At 45.3% G+C, this 22,742-nt stretch carries 23 protein-coding genes and 1 tRNA gene; 17 read left to right on the top strand and 7 right to left on the bottom strand.

Translation table 11 applies throughout. The features are described 5' to 3' along the window. Positions 1 to 8 precede the first annotated feature (8 nt). A complete protein-coding gene (locus QUA43_RS02445) occupies positions 9 to 377 on the bottom strand; it encodes a papain fold toxin domain-containing protein (RefSeq protein WP_333371029.1) in 369 nt (122 codons plus the stop codon). Between the two features lie 646 nt (positions 378 to 1,023). Here QUA43_RS02445 and QUA43_RS02440 point away from each other — a divergent pair. Continuing rightward, on the top strand, positions 1,024 to 3,531 hold the full coding sequence (locus QUA43_RS02440) for a DEAD/DEAH box helicase family protein (protein ID WP_333370725.1): 2,508 nt from the start codon (positions 1,024 to 1,026) through the stop codon (positions 3,529 to 3,531). Positions 3,532 to 3,659: 128 nt separating this feature from the next. Further along, positions 3,660 to 4,199, top strand: coding sequence for an REP-associated tyrosine transposase (locus tag QUA43_RS02435; protein WP_333370723.1), 540 nt, complete (start codon positions 3,660 to 3,662; stop codon positions 4,197 to 4,199). 199 nt (positions 4,200 to 4,398) lie between these two features. Here the strand turns inward: QUA43_RS02435 and QUA43_RS02430 are convergent, their stop codons facing one another. Beyond that, positions 4,399 to 5,454, bottom strand: a complete 1,056-nt coding sequence (locus tag QUA43_RS02430; protein ID WP_333370721.1) for a nucleotidyl transferase AbiEii/AbiGii toxin family protein — start codon at positions 5,452 to 5,454, stop codon at positions 4,399 to 4,401. A gap of 156 nt (positions 5,455 to 5,610) precedes the next feature. Further along, positions 5,611 to 6,537, bottom strand: coding sequence for a thylakoid membrane protein ThyD (gene thyD, locus QUA43_RS02425; protein ID WP_333370720.1), 927 nt, complete (start codon positions 6,535 to 6,537; stop codon positions 5,611 to 5,613). Between the two features lie 148 nt (positions 6,538 to 6,685). On the opposite strand from thyD, the gene QUA43_RS02420 reads away from it, so the two are divergent. Then, positions 6,686 to 8,317, top strand: a complete 1,632-nt coding sequence (locus tag QUA43_RS02420; RefSeq protein WP_333370718.1) for a DUF3352 domain-containing protein — start codon at positions 6,686 to 6,688, stop codon at positions 8,315 to 8,317. 162 nt (positions 8,318 to 8,479) lie between these two features. On the opposite strand, the gene QUA43_RS02415 is transcribed toward QUA43_RS02420, so the two are convergent. The 3 genes from QUA43_RS02415 to QUA43_RS02405 all read right to left on the bottom strand — a co-directional run bounded on the left by QUA43_RS02415 (position 8,480) and on the right by QUA43_RS02405 (position 9,731). Beyond that, positions 8,480 to 8,677: a hypothetical protein gene (locus QUA43_RS02415; RefSeq protein ID WP_006632682.1), complete on the bottom strand. Its 198-nt coding sequence runs from the start codon at positions 8,675 to 8,677 to the stop codon at positions 8,480 to 8,482. A gap of 196 nt (positions 8,678 to 8,873) precedes the next feature. After that, positions 8,874 to 9,290, bottom strand: coding sequence for a tetratricopeptide repeat protein (locus QUA43_RS02410; RefSeq protein ID WP_333070877.1), 417 nt, complete (start codon positions 9,288 to 9,290; stop codon positions 8,874 to 8,876). 87 nt (positions 9,291 to 9,377) lie between these two features. Continuing rightward, complete coding sequence (locus QUA43_RS02405; RefSeq protein ID WP_333370716.1) at positions 9,378 to 9,731, bottom strand: iron-sulfur cluster assembly accessory protein; 354 nt, start codon at positions 9,729 to 9,731, stop codon at positions 9,378 to 9,380. Positions 9,732 to 9,976: 245 nt separating this feature from the next. Here QUA43_RS02405 and QUA43_RS02400 point away from each other — a divergent pair, with 245 nt between their 5' ends. The 12 genes from QUA43_RS02400 to QUA43_RS02345 all read left to right on the top strand — a co-directional run bounded on the left by QUA43_RS02400 (position 9,977) and on the right by QUA43_RS02345 (position 20,272). After that, entirely contained in the window at positions 9,977 to 11,632 is a 1,656-nt protein-coding gene (locus tag QUA43_RS02400) for a DUF6930 domain-containing protein (RefSeq protein WP_333370714.1), read from the top strand. A 157-nt stretch (positions 11,633 to 11,789) separates the two neighbouring features. Beyond that, positions 11,790 to 12,044, top strand: a complete 255-nt coding sequence (locus QUA43_RS02395; RefSeq protein WP_333370712.1) for a hypothetical protein — start codon at positions 11,790 to 11,792, stop codon at positions 12,042 to 12,044. A 4-nt stretch (positions 12,045 to 12,048) separates the two neighbouring features. After that, positions 12,049 to 12,249 (top strand): type II toxin-antitoxin system PemK/MazF family toxin, encoded by a 201-nt coding sequence (locus tag QUA43_RS02390; protein ID WP_333370711.1) that lies wholly within the window; start codon positions 12,049 to 12,051, stop codon positions 12,247 to 12,249. A 219-nt stretch (positions 12,250 to 12,468) separates the two neighbouring features. Continuing rightward, positions 12,469 to 13,905, top strand: a complete 1,437-nt coding sequence (gene zds, locus QUA43_RS02380; RefSeq protein ID WP_333370709.1) for a 9,9'-di-cis-zeta-carotene desaturase — start codon at positions 12,469 to 12,471, stop codon at positions 13,903 to 13,905. Positions 13,906 to 14,141: 236 nt separating this feature from the next. Then, positions 14,142 to 14,588, top strand: coding sequence for an SRPBCC family protein (locus QUA43_RS02375; RefSeq protein WP_015175311.1), 447 nt, complete (start codon positions 14,142 to 14,144; stop codon positions 14,586 to 14,588). Between the two features lie 106 nt (positions 14,589 to 14,694). Beyond that, a complete protein-coding gene (locus tag QUA43_RS02370; protein WP_333370706.1) occupies positions 14,695 to 16,773 on the top strand; it encodes a serine/threonine-protein kinase in 2,079 nt (692 codons plus the stop codon). 86 nt (positions 16,774 to 16,859) lie between these two features. Beyond that, positions 16,860 to 16,933, top strand: a tRNA-Val gene (locus QUA43_RS02365). A gap of 123 nt (positions 16,934 to 17,056) precedes the next feature. Next, a complete protein-coding gene (locus QUA43_RS02360) occupies positions 17,057 to 17,485 on the top strand; it encodes an Arm DNA-binding domain-containing protein (protein WP_333370704.1) in 429 nt (142 codons plus the stop codon). A gap of 13 nt (positions 17,486 to 17,498) precedes the next feature. Then, complete coding sequence (locus QUA43_RS30750) at positions 17,499 to 17,984, top strand: transposase family protein (protein ID WP_445301941.1); 486 nt, start codon at positions 17,499 to 17,501, stop codon at positions 17,982 to 17,984. Then, entirely contained in the window at positions 17,884 to 18,105 is a 222-nt protein-coding gene (locus tag QUA43_RS02355; RefSeq protein WP_333176662.1) for a hypothetical protein, read from the top strand. Before QUA43_RS30750 ends, QUA43_RS02355 begins: the two co-directional genes overlap by 101 nt. 20 nt (positions 18,106 to 18,125) lie before the next feature. Then, positions 18,126 to 18,545 (top strand): ISAs1 family transposase, encoded by a 420-nt coding sequence (locus QUA43_RS02350; RefSeq protein ID WP_333370702.1) that lies wholly within the window; start codon positions 18,126 to 18,128, stop codon positions 18,543 to 18,545. Between the two features lie 437 nt (positions 18,546 to 18,982). Continuing rightward, the gene (locus QUA43_RS02345) at positions 18,983 to 20,272 is read left to right on the top strand and encodes a transposase (protein ID WP_333370701.1); all 1,290 of its coding nucleotides are present in this window, start codon (positions 18,983 to 18,985) and stop codon (positions 20,270 to 20,272) included. Here the strand turns inward: QUA43_RS02345 and QUA43_RS02340 are convergent. Then, positions 20,220 to 20,480, bottom strand: coding sequence for a hypothetical protein (locus QUA43_RS02340; RefSeq protein ID WP_333370699.1), 261 nt, complete (start codon positions 20,478 to 20,480; stop codon positions 20,220 to 20,222). The two genes, QUA43_RS02345 and QUA43_RS02340, sit on opposite strands and share 53 nt — an antisense overlap. Positions 20,481 to 21,064: 584 nt before the next feature. Here QUA43_RS02340 and QUA43_RS02335 point away from each other — a divergent pair. After that, complete coding sequence (locus tag QUA43_RS02335) at positions 21,065 to 21,220, top strand: hypothetical protein (protein ID WP_333370698.1); 156 nt, start codon at positions 21,065 to 21,067, stop codon at positions 21,218 to 21,220. Between the two features lie 218 nt (positions 21,221 to 21,438). After that, positions 21,439 to 22,742, top strand: a 1,304-nt coding sequence (locus tag QUA43_RS02330) for a DUF4347 domain-containing protein (protein WP_333370696.1), incomplete at its 3' end; no start/stop codon positions are given.

The raw sequence follows: 22,742 nt of genomic DNA, 5'->3' as shown, positions 1-22,742 counted from the left end.
AGATACTTTTATAAATTATCTAATTCTGTCATAACAAATTGATCGCTATGACAATGAAAGTCTTTTAACCAATCCTCTTGGGATAATCCTTGTGAAGAAAGGTTATCGAAGACTTTTTCCCTAACTTCCACAGCAAAGTGTTGACCATTGACTGTGATGGAGTCGTCAATTCCCTGTTGTCCCAGGCGATCGCTGAGAATATAGTCTTCACCATATCGTGTCCTCAGTCTGAAAATCTTTCCCTCAATTCCTTGCTGGCGCAACCACCCGATTACGGCTCTAGCACAGTCAGCACATTCGAGAATGTCAAATTGAGACGTGATTTGCCCAACTTCCCGATAAACTTCCTCGTCAGTCCAGTCGCTGGGATGTTTGATGCTGATAGAACCTCCTCTTCAAAGGCTTGATTCAATAGTCATTATACCAGCCAGATTTTCCATAGGATGCGAAAATTATCGCAGAAACCCGGTTTCTTGGATTATGGGGCGCGCGGGCCTCAGAAACCGGGTTTCTCACCCAAATCTCGGTGAGGATGCCAAAATTATCGCAGAAACCCGGTTTCTTGGATTTACCTCGTTCCCCGGCTCTGCCTGGTAACGCATATCCAGAGGCTCCGCCTCGCCCAAACCCACCAACAAACCCTCCATTCTCTCCTTTACTTAAACCTCACGATCGACAAAATATTGATGTTATTTTGAAGTGAGATTAAGCAATATTCAAAATCAAATCATGTCTGGCGATCGCCCGATTCATCTCAAAAGGCGATCGTACTTATATACAAAAATCTAAACGTCGCCCTCAAAGCCGAAACAGTCTACGCCCTACCCGCCTAAGCAATGCACTTCCTCGCCAACGAAAACTTTCCTGGCGGTAAGTAGAAGCCCTACGACTAGACGGACACGATATTACCTGGATTCGCACTGATGCCCCTGGCATTACCGACATAGAAGCGCTTCCGCGTAAATATACGTACTGTTGCTGTATAATGAGTAATTAGGCTTAAAGAGAATAGGAAATATCATCATGAGCATCGACTTTGGAAAAATTAATAGCGCAAACACAAGTAATACGGCTGTTCATCCTAGAGAAATATTTACAGCTCTACCAGCTAAGAAAGAAGGTAAATTTGAATATCCGAGAGATGTTCAAACACAGGTGTGGGAGCATTGGTTCTTAAGGAGAAATGAGAAAGATCTAGTTCTCAAAATGAATACTGGCAGTGGAAAAACCGTAGTCGGATTACTTATTCTAAAAAGCTGCTTAAATGAAGGTAAAAGTCCGGCAGTTTATGTCGTTCCTGATAACTATCTGATAAAACAGGTTGCTGCGGAAGCAAAAAATATTGGAATTGAAGTCACAGAAGATACTGATTCCCCTAGATTTGTGTCTGGCAAAGCTATTTTAATTGTTAATATCTACAAATTGGTTAATGGAAGGTCAGTTTTTGGTGTGGGTGATGAAGGCATAAAAATCGGTATTGGTAGCATCATTATTGATGATGCACATGCTTGTCTCGACACGGTAGAAGATCAATTTATGTTAACAATCGATAGTCAACAACTTGCCTACAAAGAAATTTATAATTTGCTTAAAGAATCGCTTCATATTCAATGCGATACAAAGGCAAATGAAATTGAAAATCGCGATCGTGATTCTTATATGCAGGTACCTTTTTGGACTTGGCAAAGTCAGATATCAGAAATATCAAAGATATTAATTAAATATAAAAATGAGGAATGGATAAAGTTTGTATGGCCCTTAATAAAGGAATCACTGACTCTATCAAGATGCGTTGTTAGCTCAGACAAAATAGAGATTTCACCACACTGCATACCAATTCGTATGATTCCGAGTATTACCAACGCTTGTAGAAAGATATTTATGACAGCGACTTTAGTAAATGACAGCATTTTGTCTAGCCATTTTGGTATTACAGAAGAGTCTATAAATCAAGCTGTCATACCTAATACTGCAGGTGATATTGGTGATAGGATGATTCTACTGCCACAAGTCATTAATACTAAACTAACTGATGATGAAATCAAGGAATTTTGCAAGTCTATTTCACAAGATGTGAATGTTGTTGTTATCGTTCCGTCAGACCATCGAGCTCAATACTGGAAAAAGGAGGCTGATTTAATTTTAAAGAAGGATAATCTGTATGAAGGAGTAACTCGTTTAAAAAAAGAAAAGGTTGGTCTGACAATATTAGTGAATCGTTACGATGGAATAGACTTGCCAAAAGATGCGTGTAGATTTCTTGTAATTGATGGACTGCCTGTTGCTAGACGGCTGATTGATAAAGTTGAAAATAACATACTAATGGGAAGCTCAAAAAAAGCAGTCCAACTCATTCAAAAAATAGAACAGGGAATGGGACGTGGGATTAGATCGAGTGACGATTACTGTGCTGTATTTTTAATGGAAAAAAATCTTACTAGACTATTGTATTCTGGAGATGGAATCAATATGTTTTCTCCTGGAACTAAAGCGCAAATAAAGCTGTCAGAGCAGATTTCAGAGCAGATTCAAGGAAAAGATTTGTCTGAGATAAGAAAAGCAATTATGTATTGCTTACATAGAGACCAAGAATGGGTATCTGCTAGTAAGGGGGTTTTGGCATCACTTTCATACGAAAAAGGTAATACACCTGATTTGATAACAATTGCACAAAGGAAAGCCTATGATTTTGCCTACATAAACAACTATAATGCGGCTGTCAATGAGCTTGAAAAAATTGTAAATGCAGTAGATGAAAAACCACTCAAGTCATACCTCAAACAATGCTTGGCAGAGTATATTAATTTATACGATCAAGTAGAAGCGCAAAAAACTTTGATGTCAGCCGCCAACGACCACTCAAAAGTAACTAAACCACTGGAGGGCATTTCATATCACAAGCTTGAATCAAATGTTATGGATCAAGCAAGAATATGTGGGGATTATTTAAGAAAAAAATTTGACAATCCAAATAAAGTAGTTATTGAAATGAATGGATTGTTAGAATCATTGAAATTTAAACCAGAGACAGCAGATACATTTGAACAATCCTTGAACATAATTGCTGAGTATATTGAGTTTAATAGTCAACGTCCAGAAGCAGACTATGGGAAAGGTCCAGATGTATTGTGGGCAGTCGGAAAACTAACATACTTTGTGATCGAGTGTAAAAATGGAGCTACTACAGATACTATTTCAAAGCACGACTGCAATCAGTTAAATGGCTCTGGCGAGTGGTTTACTAATCGTTACGATAACACTTGTACTTTTACTCCGATTTTGGTTCATCCATCAGTCAGGTTTGAATATGCAGCCTCACCTAAACCGAACACGCGAATTATCACTGAAGAAAAACTGAGTCTCTTGTGTAAAAATATATCTAATTTCATCAATTCAGTGTGTGTAGACAACAAGATTCACGACGATAACAGTATTAGGGAGAGATTGATATCCTACAAACTGAGAGCTGATGATTTTTGCAATACTTATACTACTAAATTTTACGTAAATCCGAGTAATAGCAGAGCCTAGCTTTAACCCTTTAGCAAACTCTCGATCGACAGAATGCCTCGTTCCCTCGTTATTACGCAGAGCCTGGTAATGGAGATAAGCGAGGCTCCGCCTCGCCCTAACCCACCAACAAACCCTCAATCGCCCCAATGGGAAGAAGTAGATACAAAGTAATATATTCCGACAATCAACCGCACTTTGTCACCTCTACAATTATCAACTGGATTCCTGTATTCTGTCAAGCAGAAATAGCACAAATAGTCTTAGATTCCTTAAGTTTTATGCAACGGGAGAAGCGTTTAGCCTTACACGGTTACGTCCTGATGGAAAATCACTTGCACTTGATCGTAACTTCTTCTGAATTGTCCACGCAAATGAGAAATTTTAAATCATTTACAGCTCGCTCCATAATTGACTTGCTTGAAAAAAATCAAGTTACCAACATCCTCGATCAACTCGCATTCTATAAAAAGCTACACAAAAAAGACCAAAAATATCAGCTATGGCAAGAAGGGTTCCACCCGCAAGCTATTTTGGATGAGGCAATGCTGTTGCAAAAATTGGAGTATATCCACAATAATCCTGTTAGGCGCGGCTATGTTGACGATCCAGCTTGTTGGAGATATTCTAGTTATCGGAATTATATGGGTCAGGATGGATTGTTGCCAGTTGATTTGATTGATTTGTGAGTCGGATGATTTGTTTGAAGGAGCGAGGCAGAGCCTCTGGAAATGCGTTAACAGGCAGAGCCTGGGAACGAGAGGAGCCTGGTAACGAGGGGAAAAAGAAGGGAAAAGAGCGAGGCAGAGCCTCTGGAAATGCGTTACCAGGCAGAGCCTGTTAACGAGGAGAACGAGGAGAGGAATACCAAATCTAGCATCAAGGCATCTAATCTTCAAGCCTGCCGGGGAATGAGGAAATGGTCTCGCTAAATGTCCTGACTGTGATTTCCCGGCCTAAATCCTGAGCTAGTAAATCGATACCGTCAATAACTTTATTTGGCTCTGCGATACTCAAAACCTCATAGCATTTTTCCCGATAATCGGGACGATCTTGGAAATACTGAATTGCTCGATCGAGCGGTTCCATAACTTGATAAGCTGCTTCCGCTTTGTCGATCGCCTCTTGGGGAATCGGAGTCGCTAACCTTTGCATAGCCAAGTCGATTAAATCTCTAGAATTTACGCGATCGCCCGGCTGTCGATCGGCATTTGCCAAAAGCTTTTCTGCTATACTATCAATTTGATTCAAACAAGGAACAGGCGACCAATTTGGATAATTGGGTTCGCCAAACTCAATTCGCCCTTCACAAACCATCTCGAACTTAATAGTAGTGCCGCCCACAATAACTGGAAATCTTATCCCATACTGGTTGGCTTGAATATCGTTCGGGAGAACAATGCGTGAAGCGAAGCTATCCCCAAGGGAATCCCGACTAGCAAAAATCGCATCATAGCCCCCTTCGGCAACTTTGCGGCGCAGGAGACGGTAGCCATCATCCATCGGACACATAAAGTCAATATGCTGGCTCAACCGATATTCTCCGTGTTCCATACTTACCAACGTTCCGCCGCCAAAATACGCCCGACATTCCTGTAGAAATTCGACATTCAAGTGGCTGAGTACAGTTAATATCTTTTGATGAATTTCGCGTTTAAACATTGCTTGAGAACTTACCCAAGTTTCGGGATTTTTTGGCGGACAACTGCTTCTCAGTTCCGCTATTAACCAAGACTGATAGTGTTGGCTGATTTGTTGAATAAAAGCCAGTTCCTCAAAGCTAGGTGTTCCCAACACTCCCCTATAATGCCAGCCGGATTCGTAGCGGCATAGCATTTCCTTGAAACTCAATTTTTTGACATCAGCAATTTGCCAGCAAATAGCTTGAAGAAATGGGAGTTCTGCGGGAACTTTAAATGCGGTTGCTATTTCTTGATTGTTCATCTGCTTTCGGGGAAAGCGAGGCAGAGCCTCTGGATATGCGTTACCAGGCAGAGCCTGGTAACGAGGAATTTTCTTCCAGTCCGCAAAGGCGGACTTTGTTTGTGGAGCATCCGAATTCTATTCGGCGCCTTTTATATTCGGCGGTTTTTCAAGTTCCTAACTGCCCGATAAAATCTCTTCGAGTGCTAATTTTAGCGTCGGATATTGATATTGAAAACCGCTAGCTAAAGTGTGTTTTGGCAACACTTTCTGCCCTTCCAAAACAAGTTTTGCCCCGTCTCCCAAAAGCATTTCTAAAGCAAAACCTGGCACCGGCAACCAAGAAGGCCTCTGCAAAACTTCCCCTAAAGTTTGGCACAATTCATTCATCCGCACCGGATTCGGTGCTGTCGCATTCAAAACACCTTGAACTTGCGAATTTTGCAAAGCGTACAAAATTAAATCAACCACATCCTCGCGATGAACCCAAGAAAACCACTGTTTTCCAGTCCCAATTGGGCCGCCTGCAAATAGTTTAAAAGGTGGCAGCATTTTTGCCAACGCGCCTCCCATTCCCAACACTATCCCCAGCCGCAAAATTGCTAACCGCGTTCCCGCATTTTTTACAGGTTGGGCGGCTGCTTCCCAGTCTTTGCAAACTGCTGCTAAAAAATCGTTTCCCGCGAGGCTCGTTTCGTCAAACTCAGCGGTTTCGCTGGTTCCGTAATAGCCGATCGCCGATGCGCTCACTAACACAGATGGTCTAGGATTAGCATTGACGATCGCCTCCACCAATTTTGCCGTCGTCAATCTGCGACTGTCCAGAATTGCTTGCTGGCGCGCCTCCGTCCACCTTTCCTCCGCAATCGGCACTCCTGCTAAATTGACAACACCATCGCAGCCCGCGATCGACTTTTGCCAATCACCAGACTCCGCAGGAGTGTAGGCGACAACTTCCAAATTCGGATAAGCTGAAGCCGGAAAAACTCGGCCAGCCTTCGCCGCATCCCTGCTCAAAACCACAACTTGATGTCCCGCAGCTTGCAGCTTTTCCACCAGCCGGCTACCTACAAATCCCGTTGCTCCCGCGATCGCTACTTTCATCTTTTACCCGCAATGCACATTTTTAGTAGTTTAGACGATCGTCCAAACTTGTGTTAAATCATACAAAAATAAAAAGCAGCCTCGATCGCCTCCCCACAAGCTTTCTGTATTTTCATTAAACTGATAAAGGACGCGAGGAAAACAAACCATGCCTGCAAAAAAATCAAAGCTTCTAATTGCTGCCTCCATCGCCGCAGCAGGTAGCGCTGCGGTCTACTTTTACTTCCAGGGTTTGAGCCAACAAGTATCCAACCCTCAAGACAGCGCCAAAGTTGTACCCGACGAAGCAATGATGGCCGCGTTCATCTCCCCCAATCCCCAAGCGTTGTCACAATTGCAGCGATTTGGCACGCCAGGGGCTCAAAAGTTGGTCGGTCAGGGTTTGAAGGCCTTTCAAGAACAAAGCTTGGCAGGCACTCAAATCGACTTTGACAGGGACTTAAAGCCTTGGTTAGGGGGGGTGATGGTCGCTTTGCTGCCCCCTGATGCTGCGGCAAAAACTGAGCCTCCTAAGCTGCTGGTTGTAGTCAGCGTCAAAAATAAAATTAGCGCTTGGAATTTTGCTAATAAATTAAAATCTCAGCCCGGTGCAACTACTCAAGAAACCGAGTATAAAGGAGTTAAAATTTTTGAGATTGCAGAGCCAACCGGCAAGCGCTACAGTGTGGCTTTGCTGAACGACCAATTAGTGATGGCTCCTTTGAAAAAGCCTGTGGAATTGGCGATCGATACTTTTAAAGGAGAACCCTCCCTCGCTACGCAGCAGAGTACAACTAAGTTTTTTTCTGAGAGTGCTGGTGTCAAGAATCCCATCGCAACTGTTTATATTGCTGACTATCCGGCGGCAATTGAGCAATTGAAAGCTAATTTGCCCGCAGATATTCAGTTGCCTTGGACAGTGTTTTCGCAGTTCAAACAAGTTAAGTCTTTGGTTGCGGGAATTGGGGCGGATAGTGAGGGATTGAGGGTAAAAACTATTGCTCAGTTAGACCCTAAATTCGTTCAGCAAAATCCACAATTCGCATCGAAATTGTTGCCCAGATTTCCGGATGAAACTATTGCTTTAGTCGGCGGCAAGGGAATCGATCAAATTTGGTCGCAAGCAACCGCTGAGGCACAAGATAGCCCGGAAGTTGACAGGGGAGTTCAGCAGGTGAGGGATAGTTTTAAGCGGTTGGATTTGGATGCGGATCGAGAGGTTTTTGGTTGGATGAATGGGGAATTTGCGATCGGGGCGATCGGTTCCAATCAAGGGATTTTGTCTCAGTTGGGGATGGGGGCGGCGATGATTTTTGAAACCAGCGATCGCCCTGCTGCTGAAGCAACTCTGAAAAAACTCGATGCGATCGCCAAAAGCAATCCTACAGTCAGTGTCGCCCCTAGAACCGTTGAGGGCAAAGAAGTTACGGAGTGGCAAATACCCCAGCAAGGAACTTTATTCGGGCACGGTTGGCTGAATGAAAATTCTGTATTTGTAGCTTTCGGCGGGCCTTTAGTTGATGTGATTACTTCGACGCCACCGCAACCGTTAAGCAGCAGTCCGAGTTTTCAGGCGATCGCTACTTCTTTACCGCGGGCCAACCAAGGTTACTTTTACATAGATATGGAAAAAACCATGTCTTGGGCTAACCAATATTTGCTTGCAGTACAGCCAAATTTAGTTTCCCCGCCCGCCGCTGAATTGCTGAATTCTCTCCGAGGAGTTAGCGTAGCCACAGCTTCTACGCAACCGACAACTGCTGAGTTGGAGATGCTTTTTGCCTTGAAATCTAACAATTAGGGAATTTGTAATCGGTAATTTTTCCTTCTATCCTTCTATTCCTTAAATAAATCCCGTACACGACTTCGTGGCCGGAGTTTTTTATGACCAAAAAAAGATGCTGCCCTCAATGGAGGGCAGCTACTCAAATAAAGCATCTTAAAGTCTCTCACAACTTCAGAATTAACCTTCAGACATTCCTGATTTATTCGGCAATTGCAAATCATCCGGGTCTACGTAGTGACAAACTGCTTTGTCCATGCAAATCAATGCCCAGCCGGATTTATCGATGCTCATCAACTTGTAAGAAGCTGGCTGAATAAAGAAACCTTTGTGGTTGCGGGTTGCGGGTTTGATGTTAACGTGGCTGTCAGTGCTCATGTTCTTACAACTCCTAGTATTATCGTAGTAAAATCTGAAAACCGCTGAGCGGGTTTGTCAATCGTCTAAGTTTTCAAATACTAGCACTGACTTTCTGAGTTTTCCATAAAGTTATTTATTGATTTATTACGAGATCGTAATAAACCGCAAAGCCACTTTCGTCGATCCCCGCCCAAAAATCGACTTGTTTGCGTGGTTACGGCTCCAGAAGCCACTGTTTAACGCGGGCGAGACTCTTCCAGTCGGGTTTTCTCTTTAATCCTTCTTCAAAATTTTTTTTAACTTCGTCGAGCAACTCTTCGGAAGCCATCAGAAGTTGCTGAGCCACTTCTACGTGGGGGCGCACTCCTTTTTCTTTGAGATCGAGGATCGCTACTGCTAGGTTGATGCGAGCTTGGGGGTCATGAGGGTTCAATTTAACGGCGGTTTTCGCTGCTTTTTGAGCCGGTGCGGGTTTATTTTCCAACAGGTAAAGCCACGCGAGGCTAGCCCAGGCATTGCCATTTTTGGGAGCTTTTTCGCACACTTCTTTAAACACGGGGATCAGATTAGCCGGGGCTTCGCCAGCTTGGTAGCGATCGAAACCGTCTTTAAACAATTCTTCAGGGGTCATTCGATTTTAGATTTTGGATTTGGGATGTTGCATGGAAAAGGGCATGGGGCAGTTAACAACTTTCTGCCCCATGCCCTCTTTTCCGATTTATGTAGAAAAAGAACTGCCACAACCGCAAGTTTGAGTTGCGTTGGGGTTAGTAAACTGAAAACCGCCCCCGATCATAGCATCGCTGAAGTCGAGAACCAAACCGTAGAGATAAAGAATGCTCTTGCGATCGCAAACTACCTGAAAACCGTCGTAGTCGAACACTTCATCGTCGGATTTCACTGTGCTGGGATCTGCGAAATCCATCACGTAGGACATTCCAGAGCATCCGCCCTGGCGCACCCCTACCCGCAAGCAGAGGTCTTTACCTTGTTTTTCTCTGAGGCTTAAAACTTGACGGACAGCAGAGTCCGTCATTTGAATGCCGCGCTTTTCAGAAATGGCTTGAGTCATAATTTGCCGAACTCCTGAGACTGTCTAATGCTAAGAGTTTAATCTTATCCCTCCATTGTACAAGCATTCGCCAGAAGGCATAAGGTTAGATGCTGAAGGCAGAATTTTTACCTTCTAATTTTTAATTCCCGTGGAGCCTCGTTCCCCAGCTTGATGTCCTCTCCCCCTATAGGGTTTATGATTGAGAAGCAGCGGTTGACCGGCTACCGGCACCGCAACAATGCTTCACCCAACGGGCTTACTCTATGGCAGCGCTGAATCGCTCTACTCTTCGTCGGCTACAAAACTTACCTCAAATTCCCAGCGTGTGGGAGGGCGATCGCCGACCCTTATCTAATGCTGACTCGCACATGATGCTAGATGACGATGACGTTCTAGAAGCTGGTGGCGAGTGCATTCTCTGGGTCGATGGCTCCGAAGGAGTCGTGAGGGCTATGGACATGGTAGGCCCAGATGCCGGCCCAGAGGCGATCGTCCGGGCCCTGCTACGCGCAATGGAACATCCCCAAAGTCCGGCTCCCGCAGTCCGCCCCCAAAAAATAGTAGTCAAAAACCGAGAAATTCAATTTTATCTGCGGGGCGTACTTCAAGATTTAGGCATTTCCATTGACTACGTGCCGGAATTGCCCTTAATTGACGAAATATTTCGCGGCATGGAAGAGGTCGCAATCAACAGACCTCCTGAGTTGCCCCCTCAGTATGCTGAAGTTTTAATGGAAAAAGCTGCTCAAATTTGGCAAGATGCTCCGTGGCGGACTTTGAGCGAACACCAAATTATATCTATTGAAATCAATCAGTGGGATGTAGCCAGCCTCTACGTGTCCGTATTGGGGCAAGGCAGAATGGATTACGGAGTTTTGCTGTACCGTTCTCTAGAATCCTTGAAACGGTTTCGAGAACGAGTCGTCAACGATGAATCTTTTGAAGATTTAGAACAGGCTTTTTTAGGGCAAGACTGTTTGTTTGTTACCTTTGAAAGTGCAGCAGATATTGATGAGGACGACGATGACGACGACGAAATTGATTTAGCCGATTTGCCTCCATCGGAAATTGAACCCAATTTCGGCAACCTACATCCTTTAGAAGGATTGCGATCGATTCTTTACGAAGAAGAAGCCCTCACGATGTTAGTTGCTCTCGAAGCATTTCATCGATTTTTCCGCAACGGTCGCCGGAAATTGGGCTCAGACACTTTTCCCAGTCTTAGCAGCCGCTACCGCATCCCAGTTCCGCAGCCTGACGGAGAAATTCAACAGGTATCCGTTAAAGTTTCGACGATGCCCGAGGTATCAGACGAATTATTTCAGATGCTCGGTGATGACGATGAGGACGATGAGGACGATGATGATGAATTTGACAAGCCACTGCTGCGGGACGATTTGGTGCCACAAAATTCATTTTTGAGTCTCGGCGCCGTACCTTGGGAAACGGTAGATTTCCTGCGCCAAAGTGTCCAGTTTCACCAAGGTGCAGAAGTTGATATTAATACCGCCGGAGATGGTTTGCCGGTGGTGATGATCCAAACTTCTCATCCGAAGGCAAAAACTATGATTCAGGATTTGAAAGAAGCTGGAGGTGTGAAGGGGATTGGTTTTAATCCGGGCGAAAATCCTTTTCAGGATGAGCAATACGACTTGGGTATTTTGCAAACTAAAAATGGGGAGCTGTATTTGTTTGGGGAGTTTAATGAAGACGATCCGGTGCATCAGGAAGCTCGCAAGAAGTGGGATCGCCGCTGTAAATTAACCAACGGTTGGTGCGGTTTGATTATTGCTAAAGGGTTGATGGGTGCTTCTCGCGGTCAGCCTCAGTTTAAGGATATGATCGCTTTGCTTGAGGTGCGCTGGGTGTCTGCTAAAGACTTGGGAATTGGGCCACTTCAATTGATGCCGATGTTTTAAAGTTTGTTGACTGTTGGCAGTTGACTGTTGACTGTTGACTGTTGACTGTTGACTGTTGACTGTTGGCTGTTGACTGTTTTGAGAAGAAAGAGGTAAAAGTAATTTGTAAGGTGCGCCGCAGCGCACCCTCGTTTTTAAATTATTAAGGAGAATGATTATGTCACATTCTGCTCAAAAGCGAGAAGTGTTAGTCGCCCTTGATGCTGAATTCGCTGATAAAATAGACCAGCTTACTGATGATTGGACGGAGGCGATCGAACAAGCTCTCCGTCTCTGGTACGCTAAGCAAATAGAAGATAAGTTGCGGAAGTTTTATCAAAACCGCAGCCCAGAAGATATTGAGTTTGAGGAAGAATGGGCAACATTTGCTCAGGAACAAATGGAAGAAATTTTAATAGAGGAAGGTCTTTGATACAATGACAGAAGCTTATCCGCGACAAGGCGAAGTTTATCTTGTTAGAGCTTTGCGAACGATCGGAGATAGCAAAAAGCGTCCTGTTGCTGTCGTTTCTATAGATAGCCGGAATAAATTGAGCCGTACTGTACTGATTGTCCCTTTTACTAGCGATTTGATAGGGGGCGAAACTCCGACTCGGGTTTTGATTACGGCACGGTGAAGGAGGGTTAGAATCTGACTCGCTGGCTGTCTGCGACCAAATTTTAGCTGTCCAAAAGACTTATCTGGAACAAGGCCCTTACGGTCAACTTAGTGCCGATGTCCTAGCAAGAATTCAGAGGGCTGTACAAGTGTCGATCGGCATTTACGAACTTTAATAATATTTCTGATATTCTAAATTTTGTTACAATCTGTAAAAATACTGTAAAGGATAGGTAAAATGCGGGTTGCGATCGCAGGTGCGGGACTGGCTGGAATGACCACAGCAGTCGATTTAGTGGAAGCCGGCCACGAAGTAGAAATTTTTGAATCCCGCCCCTTTGTTGGCGGCAAAGTTGGCAGTTGGGTAGATCCCGACGGCAATCACGTTGAAATGGGTTTGCACGTCTTCTTCGGCTGCTATTATAACTTATTTGCCCTGATGAAAAAAGTGGGAGCTTTTGACGATTTGCTCCTCAAAGAACACGTCCACACTTTTATTAATCGAGGCGGCGAAACTGGTTCTTTGGATTTTCGCTTTCCCGTGGGTGCTCCTTTGCACGGATTGAAGGCATTTTTTACTACATCCCAGCTATCCGTACAAGACAAAATTCAAAATGCGATCGCCCTGGGAACTAGCCCGATCGTCCGAGGTTTGATAGACTTTGACGGGGCAATGAAAACTATCCGGGATTTGGATAAAATTAGCTTTGCTGACTGGTTCCGCAGTCAAGGGGGCAACCAAAACTCGCTCAAAAGAATGTGGAATCCGATCGCCTACGCACTGGGTTTTATCGACACTGAAAATATTTCAGCCCGGTGTATGTTGACAATCTTTCAATTCTTTGCATCAAAAACCGAAGCCTCTGTCATGCGGATGCTGGCTGGTTCTCCCAACGAATATTTGCACAAACCAATTGTGGAATATTTGGAAAAGAAAGGAGCAAAAATTTACACGCGGCGCAGAGTCCGAGAAATTCAGTTTGAAGCAGGCGAAGAAACCCGCGTAACAGGCTTGGTAGTAGCTAACGGCGAAACGGAAGAAAATATTACCGCAGATGCTTACGTTTTCGCCTGCGACGTGCCAGGAATTCAGAAAATATTGCCCCCAGCTTGGCGCAAGTGGTCGGAATTTGACAACATTTATAAATTAGATGCGGTGCCGGTTGCTACAGTACAATTGCGGTTCGACGGTTGGGTAACGGAATTGGAAGACGAAGCGAAGCGCAAACAGTTAAGTCACGCTGTAGGAATCGATAATTTGCTATATTCAGCAGATGCAGATTTTTCTTGTTTTGCAGATTTGGCACTGACAAGTCCGAAGGATTATTATAAAGAAGGACAAGGTTCGCTGTTGCAGTTGGTGCTGACACCGGGAGATCCGTTTATCAAACAAAGCAATGAGGCGATCGCCCAACACGTACTTAAGCAAGTTCAGGATTTATTTCCGTCAGCGCGGGAATTAAACATGACTTGGTACAGTGTAGTTAAGCTCGCTCAATCTTTGTATCGCGAAGCACCGGGAATGGATGTTTTCCGCCCGGCTCAAAAAACTCCGATCGCCAATTTCTTTCTAGCAGGAAGTTACACTCAGCAAGACTACATTGATAGTATGGAAGGAGCGACACTTTCAGGCCATCAAGCGGCTAAGGCAATTCTCGAAGCTTACGGTCATTAGTCATTAGTCATTAGTCATTAGTCATTAGTCATTAGTCATTAGTCATTAGTCATTAGTCATTAGTCATTAGTTGATTTAGTGAAAAATGTCAAATGCTAAAAGTTAATGATTAAGGACACGGCAGCGCTGTTTCTCTACAGATATCCTCGTTACCAAGCCGAGCCTGATAACGAGGATAAACCAGGAAAAAGAAATAATCCACAATCTAAAATCTAAAATCTAAAATCTAAAATCGCATGACTGATTGGTTAGAACACAGTGTCCAAGTAGAAGTGGCAATTCCCATCGAATTAGCGTGGCAACTCTGGTCGGATTTAGAGCAAATGCCGCGCTGGATGAAGTGGATAGAATCTGTTCATGTTCTCGAAGAAGATCCAGAATTGTCTCGCTGGAAACTCGCAACTGGCGGGTTAGAATTTAGCTGGCTTTCTCGGATTCTCAAATTAGTGCCGAATCAGATAATTCAGTGGGAATCGGTAGACGGCTTACCAAATCGAGGTGCCGTAAGATTTTACGATCGCAAAGACAGCAGTATCGTCAAGCTGACAGTGGCTTACGGAATTCCCGGCTGGCTGGGAAAATTGATGGATAACCTATTTCTCGGCCGCGTGGTTGAATCGACAATTCAGGCTGACTTGGAAAGGTTTAAAGAGTATGCTCTGAAAGTAAAAGCGACATCTTAAATTCTGAGGACTAAAGTCCTTTGGTTTTTAATTGTAACGCGAGAGTTGATCGCGCTTAGGCGTCAGTATCATAGACATATGCTGCTGATTCCTTCTCGCTTCAGTTATGAGTTATTGCCTAAACCCCGCCTGTCAAAACCCGCAAAATGCCGATCGTACCCAATTCTGCCTGAATTGCGGCTCCAAACTCTTGCTCAGAGAGCGTTACCGCGCCATCAAACCCCTTGGGCGCGGTGGTTTCGGCCGCACTTTTTTAGCAATAGACCAAGACAAACCCTCAAAACCGCGCTGTGCAATTAAACAGTTTTTCCCCCTATCCCAAGGTACCAGCAGCAGCGAAAAAGCAGCAGAATTATTCAACAGAGAAGCGGTGCGGCTGGACGAATTGGGGAAACACCCGCAAATTCCCGAACTGCTGGCGCACTTTCAGCAGGAACGCTATCAGTATTTGGTACAGGAATTTATAGAAGGTCAAAATTTACAGGAAGAGTTGGCGCGGACTGGGCCTTTCAGCGAAAGTAAAATTCTCAGTCTGCTGAAGGATTTATTGCCAGTATTGCAGTTCGTGCACGATCGCAGTGTAATTCACCGAGATATTAAACCGCCCAATATTATCCGCCGCCGCCTTTCTCAAACTCCCATAATTTATACTTACCCAGCATTAACCGGCGAATTAGTTTTAGTTGATTTTGGCGCTGCAAAAGTTGTGGAGGGTTTGAGAGAAACCGGTACAGTCATCGGTTCTCCCGAATTCGTCGCGCCGGAACAAATTAGAGGTCAAGCAGTTTATGCCAGCGATTTGTACAGTTTGGGAGTAACTTGCATTTATTTGCTGACTCAAATATCTCCTTTTGATTTGTTCGATATCAATCAAGATGCTTGGGTTTGGCGAGACTTTTTGAAGGTTCCAATTGATCCGAAATTAAGTCGCATCCTCGACAAAATGATCGAATCGAGTCTCAGTCGGCGCTACAAATCTGTAGCTGAGGTATTGAAAGATTTGCAGCCGCCGCAGTCGGCGGGGGCGGGCACGGGGGCATCGCCCCTACCAGCGCCTAAAATTTCCGTGCCGCAGAGGACGCCTGGGGTGCAGAATGCAGTACCCTCAACGGTTGCAGGCACAATTTTACCTGTGCCGCCCATGCAGCGGGTTGTGCCCGCACGCGCGCCTACTTGGAGGTGTGTTCATACTCTGGTAGGGCATTCTAATGCTGTTACGTCGGTAGCTTTCAGTCCTGATGGCGCGACTTTAGCTAGCGGCAGTGAGGACAAGACGATTGAGATGTGGAAGGTGGATGCGGGTAAGCGGTGGTACACTCTTACGGGTCATTCTGACTGGGTGACTTGTGTGGCGTTTAGTCCTGATGGCGCGACTTTGGCTAGTGGCGGCCGGGACAAAATGATTCATATTTGGGATTTGAATAAGGGTAAGTGGTGGTACACTCTCACGGGTCATTCTGACAGGGTTTATGCTGTGGCGTTTAGTCGGGATGGTCAGGTTTTGGCTAGCGGCAGTCGGGACAAAACTGTGCAGTTGTGGAATTTGAATAAGGGAAGGCCGATGTCGGCTTTGACTGGTCACGCTGGCGGGGTGGAGGCTGTGGCTTTTAGTCCTGGCGGGGAGTTTTTGGCTAGTGGGAGTCGGGACAAGACTGTGCAGTTGTGGGATTGGCAAAATGGTCGATCGATTTGTACTCTGGCGGAGCACGGGGATTGGGTGCGGGCGATCGTTTTTGCTGCGAACTCCCCCAACTCCCTGGCCGGCCCGACCCCCCCCAGCCCCCCCTTGGTAAGGGGGGGAGATGGAGAAGGAGCGCCCCCCCCCAGACCCCCCTTGGTAAGGGGGGGAGTAGCAGAAGGATTGATTTTGGCGACGGGGAGTCGAGATGGTACGGCGAAGCTGTGGCGGGTGGATGCACAGGGGCGAGGGACGCTGTTGCGGAGTATGAGGGACAATTCTGGGGATGTTTTGTGTGTGGCGTTCAGTCCCGATGGTCGGGTTTTGGCGACGGGGAGTCGGGATGGCACGATTTATTTGTGGGATGCGGGTACGGGGGGTTTGCTGGAAATTCTGACGGGTCACGGGGGGGAGGTTTTGTCGGTGGCGTTTAGTGCGGATGGGGGGAGTTTGGCTAGCGGTGCGGGCGATCGAACTGTGAAGATTTGGCGGGGGATTGGGCATTAGGGGCGATGTCAAGAGTGCCACCCTAAAAAATCTTATATTTATGCTTGACAGGCGATCGAATGTTCTGCTACATTAGGAATTCGTGAGGACGCATAGCTCAGTTGGTTAGAGCACTACGTTGACATCGTAGGGGTCACTGGTTCGAGTCCAGTTGTGTCCATCCCAAAACCCGCTTTCTAGGCGGGTTTTGAGTTTTCTATAACCTAATGGGCTGCTATAGTATTCTCCATCAGGGGTGACAATAAGTGACAATCCCAGACATTAAATGCGATAAATCTGCGATATGCCCAAAGGTTCTGTAAATGTAGCAGTTTTCAAGGATCGGCTACGGTTAGCGTGGTCGTGGGAAGGTAAACGCTTTTGGCTCTACATTGGTTTGCCTGATACGATCGTCAATCGTAAAGTCGCTTCTATGAAAGCCAGCCAAATCGAGCTAGACATTGCTAGTGGTAATTTTGACCCCTCCCTCGCCAAGTACAAGCCCCAGAAACAAGAATCTATTTCTGTTTCTGAGCTTTTTGACCAATTTGTCGAATATAAACGCCGTAAAATTGAGCCTGATACTTTTGCTAAATATACTGCCTTTCAGAAACACGTTTCTGTGTTTTTCAAAAGCAAAACAACAATTTCTGTTTCTGAAAGTGTTGCTGAAAATTTTAGAGATTGGTTATTGTCTGATCGCTCCCTTGAACCCAGGGCTATTTCATTCTAGTTAAGTAGCTGATATGATAATAAACTATCGTAGTCATTCACAGGATCTGTTATGTCTCAAATTGCTATTGTCAAAGCCTTTGCAGACCTACCCGATACCCGTCGAAGAGCAGGGCAACGCCATCATCAAGCACTGTGACACCGCCTTGTTTACGTTAGGTGTTGCTGCCGGAAATCGTGGATTTTTGGCGGTTGGGGATTGGTTAAAAGCCCATCACGAGCAATTAGTAACTTTATTTCAACCGCCTTCGGGGCGCTTACCCTCCTACAGTACGATTCGGCGGACATTACTGCGGTTAGAGTATCAGACTTATTCTGGTTGTTTATCGAGGTTTTTTGGGATTCAACCAATGCCCGTAGAAACGATTGCACTGGATGGGAAAGTATTACGTGGGTCCTATGAATGTCCCACTAACGACCCAACGGTCGATTCCCATCCAGCAATTATGCTGGGTTTGTGCCTACATTGTGGAACGTGGGTTGATTCTCGAACCCTATGAGGTAGATTCAAAAACGAATGAAATTACGGCAATCCCTGCTTTTATTGAGCAGATGGCACTCAAAGGTGTTGTGTTCGCCTTTGATGCCATCAGCACCCAAAAAAAACTGCTCACACCATAATTGATAGTAGCAATCATTACGTGGGCGCACTCAAAGGCAATCAATCTGGATTATTGACCGCAGTATCCGCCACCTTTCAACCGCAAGAAACGTCATTCCAGATTAATAAAGGGCATGGTCGGATTGAAAAACGTACCGTCAGCATCAGTCAAGACTTGACGGGAATTCCTGATTTTCCGGGACTAAAAACCTTAATTAGAGTTGAATCCGAACGCCATGTCTATCGAGCGAACATCATTGAATTCTCTACCGAAACTCGCTACTACGTCACTTCATTAACTGAAACAGCCGCTTGCCTTGCTCAAAGAATTCGAGGCTATTGGGGAGTCGAAAACAAAGTCCATTATGTCCGTGATGTCACCCGGCGTAGAAGATGCTTGTCGCATTCGCACCGTTGGACTCGTTCAGTCTTGGGCAATCGCACGAAACTTTGCCCTTAATTTGTATCGCGATCATGGCTTTCAAAACATGGCTCAAGCTCAACGTCTCGCTGGCTTTAGTTGTAGCATACTCAAAGATATATTTAGAATGAAATAGCCCTGAATTCAGATTCATTAATACTATCTTGCTTTACAGCAGCCCAAACTTTCAGAAATATAGCACTCGCTGTTTTCCAAAAAGTAAGCACTGTATATCAAACCAGCACTCATAAATATCTAAAATTCTGATAGTCGTCTTGGCAGGCTTTTTTTACGCCTCACCGCAAAGGTCTCCCACACTTCTTTGAACTCAGAACTCGATCGCTCCAAAATCGATCTGTGACCAAGAAAATGGGATACAAGCCCCGTCCTTCTAGGACGGCTTTAATTAAGAATTGTGAGTAATCGCATTGGCGTTTAGCCAAACTTCTATAATTAGGATAGGAAGGACAGAGCAAATGTTTAACTTAACCTACGAATTTAAACTGAAACCAACAGCGGTGCAAACAGCCATCTTTGAAGATTGGCGAAAGCAGTGCCGTCGCGTCTACAATTACGCGCTAGCTGAACGCAAACATTGGTTTCAATCTCGTAGCTGTCAAGTTAACGCTTGCTCTATCCGTTCTGAATTCATCATCCCTGCGGAAACAAAGCGACCGACTTACGCAAGTCAGTGCAAAAACTTAACCGCAGCCAGGGCAAACATTCCTGCTCTCGGTGCGGTTCAAGTCCACGTCTTGCAGCAAACATTGCGAAGGCTTGAGAAAGCATTTGTTAGTATGTGGGAACAGAAACACGGATTTCCGCGCTTTAAAAAAATTGGTGGAATGCGTTCTTTTGTGTTTCCAGCAATGGGCGTGAATCCAGTTCAGGGCGGCAAAGTTAAACTGCCCAAAATTGGTTGGGTAAAATTCCATCAATCACGACCCATCCCTGACGGGGCAACTATCAAACAAGCCAGAATTGTCAAGAGAGCTAGTGGTTGGTATGTAATGCTAACCCTGCAATGGGATGTTTCAGTTCCAGCGGTTGTACCCCACGGTGAAGCGCTGGGGATTGACGTTGGGTTAACTAATTTTATTCCAACTTCCAACGGTCTTTTAGTTAAACGCCAAAAGTTTTTCGTTGATGCCGAACGCAAGCTTAAATTGCTGCAACAGCGCGTCAGTCGAAAGAAGTTAGGCTCGAATAACCGAAAAAAAGCTCAGAAGAAAGTTGCCAAGCTGCACGAATATATAGCCAACTGTCGCTCATACTGGCACTGGAAACTAGCACACCAACTTTGCGAAGATGCAGGAATGATATTTGTTGAAGATTTGAACTTGATTGGTTTGTCTAGAGCAATGCTCGGTAAGCACTGTTTAGATGCTAGTTGGGGGCAATTCTTTACTATCTTGCAGCAAACCTGTTTTAAGCATGGTGTGTGTTTTCAGAAAGTAAGTGCTCATAAAACAAGTCAAATTTGTCCTAATTGTGGTGTGGAGACAGGCAAGAAAGAACTGTCGGAGCGAACCCATTCTTGTTCTAGCTGTGGGTATACAACAGACAGAGATGTTGCAGCAGCACAAGTAGTTTTAATTAGAGGGCTTGCAGCCGTAGGGCATACGGTCAAGATGCTTGGTGAGGGTAAATTCGTTGGAATCCCTGTGAACCAAGAATCCTCGTACCTGATAGTCGAGGAGTGTCAACATCGCTCTAAATCTTGCCTTCAAACCTCTGATGCCAGAGGATATACCCCGACACGGTAACAACCAGAGTGATGCCTCCTCCTACCCAAGCCAGCATAGGATTGTAACCGCTACGGCTGAGGGTCTGCATCCATAGATGGGTGCGTTCGGAGGATATTAACCAATCTGCGACGACCGGAAAAAGATACATCAAAGATGCACCAACGATAAGCCAGCCCACCATAGAGGCGAGGAGAAAGATAGTTTTGGCTGTAGATTGGCTACCCATGAGCAATTGCGGTAAAGAACTAACTTTGAGATTAGCAAAGGAGATGCCTTATGTCAGCACAGGTATAGACCGAGACAGCGGGCGATGCAAGCGTGAAACTGTAGAATTGATTTGAAGCGAAAGGTAAAGGGCTTTGCTGATGCCAGGGTATGACTGGCTCAATATGCAAGTCAGAGAAACCAGTATCCACAAAACTTCGGGATTTTCAAGTTATTTTTTTCATCCCCTGATTAAGCAACGCCCGGAAATTTATGTTGATTTAACATTAACCCATTACTGTGCATCACTACCCGAATGACTAATGGCTATTGAGTTTTGAAGCACGGGCCTAGATTTGGATTCTTTTTTAGAAGTGGTATCACCAGTAGGATATCGGATCTATCGGTAATTGCGCGTTTGCCAAAAGTCAGGGAAAACACGCAGATATAATTCCGTGCAATCGCGGATGGCAGCGCTGCAGAAATAGAGGAAAATGATAGAGAGGTTAAATAAAAATGAGCGAAATAAACAAGGTCGCTGGCAGTTTCAGAAGCTCTGAATCCAAGGCTGTATCTATTCCTAAACTCACTTTTGGAGGACGCAATATGTTCGCTTCTTTAAGGGAAACGACTGGCGCCTCGGAATACGCAAATTCCCCATCCAAAAGCTTTGTAGTCAAGGACTCCACCATCAATGAAGGTGGATATTTTGTTTCCAGATTTGGGGCTAAGGAATCTGGCTACACCGAGAAAATTACTTAGGCACTTCAACAATATGTCTTTATCCTTAGAGAGAGTGACCAAATTCGCACAACTTATGACAACAGCTCGAACCAACGGCAATTAGGCTTTGTTATCCTCAGTCAGATTACCTCAATCCATACAAAAATTAATTGCCAAAAGCGCATAGTTATCAAATAAACTTGATGAGATTACTCCGGGGCGTATCTACCAATAATGCCCTTAATGGAGTCTCCAATATGAATTCTACATTCGCTCAAGTTAACTCACAATCTTCTCTTGAAAAACCGCTACTGCGCTCCTTAGTCTTCATTGACTCCGGCGTGGAAGATTACGAGTCAATTGCAGCGGGAGTGCTGCCGGGACAGCAGGTAGTAATACTCGATCGCACCAAAAACGGCATCGAACAAATCACCTCCGAAATTTCCACATATGCCTCTACTAACGGGGCGATAGACTCAGTTCACATTATTTCTCACGGCAGTTCTGGCAGCCTACAATTAGGCAATACCGCTCTGGGTTCAGATAACATAGAGCAATACAAAAGCCAGTTGGAAAAGTGGCAAACTTCACTAGGCTCAGAAGCAGACATCATGCTCTACGGGTGCGATGTAGCAAGCGGTACAGGTGCTAATTTCGTCGATCGCTTCAGTCAATTAACCGGGGCTGACGTTGCCGCTTCCACCAACATAACCGGCCGCGGAGGCGACTGGAATTTAGAATTTGCTAAGGGTCAAATTGAATCTTCCTTAGCCTTGGAGCCCGATGCGATGGCAAGTTACCGAGGTGATTTAGCTACGATCGTAGTAGCCAACAATAGCGATAGCGGGCCGGGTTCATTAAGGGCTGCGATCGCCACCGCTGCTGCAGGGGATATAATTACCTTCGCTCCAGGTTTAGCCAGCCAAACCATTACCCTCACCAGCGGTCAACTCGATATTCCCGTTGGCAAAAACATCACCATTGACGGCGCCGCTGCACCCGGTTTAACTATCAGTGGCAACAACGCATCCCGCGCCTTTTTTGTCAATGCCAACGTTGCGACGGCTACTAATTTTGTCGTCAAAAACCTGATTGTTGCTAACGGCAAAACTACCGATCGAGGTGGCGCGATCGGCACAACCGACGAAGTAAACCTCACAGTAGAAAACGTTCAGTTCAACAACAACGTCGCCGATCAAGGCGGTGGCGCAATTTTTGGTAATTTCAACAATACCCTGACTGTTACCAACAGTAAATTTAACGGCAACGTAGCCACCGCCGCTAACGATGAACGCGGTGCAGGTGCGATCGGCTTTTTGAGTTTCAAAACTTTTACAGTCACCAACAGCGACTTCACCAACAACAAAGGAATTAACGGCGGGGCAATTAACAGCCTTCAAGGTAAGCTGACAATTGACAACTCCCGATTCATCGGCAACGACACCACAGCAGCCGTTTACGCAACAGGCCAAGATAATCCGTTTTTAAGGGGTTTTGGCGGCGCAGTTTACACAGACAGAGCCAGCAATCCGAGCGAAGCTTCCGGCACAATTAAGATTAC

It is taken from the genome of Microcoleus sp. N9_B4 (assembly GCF_036701635.1).
Lineage (GTDB): Bacteria > Cyanobacteriota > Cyanobacteriia > Cyanobacteriales > Microcoleaceae > Microcoleus.
The sequence above is the reverse complement of the archived record's forward strand: the minus strand, read 5'-3'. Positions and strand labels throughout refer to the sequence as shown.